The 2,867-nt window shown below is 74.9% G+C and carries 3 protein-coding genes; all 3 read left to right on the forward strand.

What is annotated here, in order from left to right:
- The first annotated feature begins 247 nt into the window (after positions 1–247).
- Positions 248–1,123, forward strand: a complete 876-nt coding sequence (locus ACFV0G_RS14205; protein WP_380546335.1) for an anti-sigma factor family protein — start codon at positions 248–250, stop codon at positions 1,121–1,123.
- A 233-nt stretch (positions 1,124–1,356) separates the two neighbouring features.
- Positions 1,357–2,322 carry a thioredoxin-disulfide reductase gene (gene trxB / locus ACFV0G_RS14210; RefSeq protein ID WP_380546337.1) on the forward strand — a complete coding sequence of 322 codons (966 nt, stop codon included), beginning with the start codon at positions 1,357–1,359 and terminating at the stop codon, positions 2,320–2,322.
- A 140-nt stretch (positions 2,323–2,462) separates the two neighbouring features.
- A complete protein-coding gene (gene trxA / locus ACFV0G_RS14215) occupies positions 2,463–2,789 on the forward strand; it encodes a thioredoxin (RefSeq protein WP_380546339.1) in 327 nt (108 codons plus the stop codon).
- Positions 2,790–2,867: the final 78 nt, after the last annotated feature.

The raw sequence follows: 2,867 nt of genomic DNA on the forward strand, positions 1-2,867 counted from the left end.
GCAGCATCGCCTCCGGTCGGGTCGCCTACACGTTCGGGCTGGAGGGTCCGGCGGTGACCGGCGACCCCCCCCCCGCGGCGGCGGGGGGCCGGGCGGCATCACCCCTACACACACCGCCCGGCACCGCACCCGGATCCGCACCCCGGACGGCCGGCCCGCCCGGGGGGAACCCGTCCGGCCCCGCCACCGTCCCAGGTACGGGCACCGCACGCCGAGGCCGACTGCAGGAGGGAGACGTGACCACGCGATGACGCCGCACACCCCTTCCCCCGCGGAGCCGTCCGGCCACCCCGACGTCGAGGTCCTCGCCGACCTCGCCGAGGACCTCGTCGACCCCGCCGACGTACCGGCCCTGCGCGCCCACCTCACGGACTGCCCGGAGTGCGCCGACACCTTCGCCGCGCTGGCCGAGGTCCGCGAACTGCTCGGCTCCTTCGAGGCGCCCCCGATGCCGGAGGACGTCGCCCACCGGCTCGACGCCGCCCTCGCCACCGCCGCGGACACCCCGGCCGTTCGGGCAGCCGCCGTCGGCCCGTCGACCGCCCCCGCACCTCCGGACGCACCGCGCCGGCCCCCGGGCCGGGCGGATGCCACCGGTCCGGGCCGGGCGCCCGGCCGACGCCGCCGGCGGGCCCTGTTCGCCGCCATCGGGGCCGCGGTCGCCCTCGGGCTCGGCGCACTCTTCCTGCCGCTCTCCCCCGACCACCCCGCAGGCACGTCCACCGCCGCCTCCGCCGCCCACTCCGGGGCCAAGGCGGGCGCGGTCCAGTACCAGGACGAGCTGCTCGCCGCGCAGGCCCGCGCACTCGTCCGGGCAGCCGGTCGGGCCGGCACCGAGCAGCCGGACTCGCTCGCCCACCAGCAGCCCGCCGCCCAGCCCCGGACCAACCCGGCAGAGAGCGTCCCGAGCGCCACCACCAGCGCCCCGGCCTGCGCCGCCGGCACCACCGGGGTCACCGACCGCAGCCCGCTCGCCGTCGGCCCGGGCAGCTACCGTGGCAGCCCAGCACTCGCCCTGGTCTACCCGGTGGCCGGCCACCCGGACCAGCTGGACGTCTACCTGATCACCCCCGACTGCTCGGCCCCGGGCGTCCTGCTCCACCGGACCGTCCCGGCCTCCTGAGCGCCCCCGCCGACGTCCCGTTCCGCATTCCTTCCCGGCCCCCGCGCCCGCCTCCCGGGCCGGCGTCCGCCGTGCCGCCCCGCTCACGGACCGGAATCCCCGCTCCCACGGAGCGGGCGCCTGGTACGAGCCGCCCCGGGAATGCGGGAGACTGGACAACCGTTGTCCCGGGCGGCGGAGCAGGACCGCCCTCCCCGCACCAGCGCGGGTCGCGAAGCGAACCAGGAGATGCAGTGAGCGACGTCCGAAACGTGATCATCATCGGTTCCGGCCCCGCCGGTTACACCGCTGCGCTGTACACCGCGCGCGCCTCCCTGAAGCCGCTGGTCTTCGAGGGCGCCGTGACCGCCGGCGGCGCCCTGATGAACACCACCGAGGTCGAGAACTTCCCCGGCTTCCGCGACGGCATCATGGGCCCCGAGCTCATGGACAACATGCGCTCCCAGGCCGAGAAGTTCGGCGCCGAGCTCGTCCCCGACGACATCGTCTCCGTCGACCTCACCGGTGACGTCAAGACCGTCACCGACTCCGAGGGCACCGTCCACCGCGCCCGCGCCGTCATCGTCGCCACCGGCTCCCAGCACCGCAAGCTCGGCCTGCCCCGTGAGGACGTCCTCTCCGGCCGCGGCGTCTCCTGGTGCGCCACCTGCGACGGCTTCTTCTTCCGCGACCAGGACATCGCCGTGGTCGGCGGCGGCGACACCGCCCTGGAGGAGGCCACTTTCCTCTCGCGGTTCGCCCGCAGCGTCACCGTCGTCCACCGCCGTGACAGCCTGCGCGCCTCCAAGGCCATGCAGGAGCGCGCCTTCGCGGACCCGAAGATCACCTTCGCCTGGGACAGCGCGGTCGAGGAGATCCACGGCGACCCCAAGCTCACCGGCGTGACCCTGCGCGACACCACCACCGGCGAGACGCGCGAGCTGGCCGTCACCGGCCTGTTCATCGCCATCGGCCACGACCCGCGCACCGACCTCTTCACCGGCCAGCTCGACCTGGACGCCGAGGGCTACCTCAAGGTCGACGCCCCCTCCACCCGCACCAACATCCCCGGCGTCTTCGCCGCCGGCGACGTGGTCGACCACACCTACCGCCAGGCGATCACCGCCGCCGGCACGGGCTGCTCCTCCGCCCTGGACGCCGAGCGCTACCTCGCCTCCCTCGCCGACCTGGAGGCCCAGGCCGCCACCGTCGCCGTCTGACCCACCACCACCACGCCGGCGGGCCGCCGCCCGCCGGCGCGAAACAGAACAGCCCCCGCGGTTGTTCTCACCACCGAAGGTGCCGAACCGCCGAAGCAGCGCCCAGGTACCACCTAGCCCGTGACCCTTAGGAGAGACCCGTGGCCGGCGCCACCATCACCGTCACCGACGCGAACTTCGACTCCGACGTCCTCAAGAGCGACAAGCCCGTGCTGGTCGACTTCTGGGCCACCTGGTGCGGCCCGTGCCGCCAGGTCGCCCCGATCCTCGAGGAGATCGCGGCCGAGCACGGCGACAAGCTGACCATCGCCAAGCTCGACGTGGACGCCAACCAGCAGACCGCTGCGGCGTACAACGTCATCTCGATCCCGACGCTCAACGTGTACCAGAACGGCGAGCTGGTGAAGACCATCACCGGCGCCCGCCCGAAGGCCGCGCTGCTGCGCGAGCTCGCCGACTTCATCTGAGCGGCACCGCACCACGGCAGAGGCCCCCCGGCGCGTTGCCGGGGGCCACAGGCGGGCCCCCACCCCCCGGCCGGGCCG

This window comes from Kitasatospora sp. NPDC059571, from assembly GCF_042735675.1.
GTDB lineage: Bacteria > Actinomycetota > Actinomycetes > Streptomycetales > Streptomycetaceae > Kitasatospora.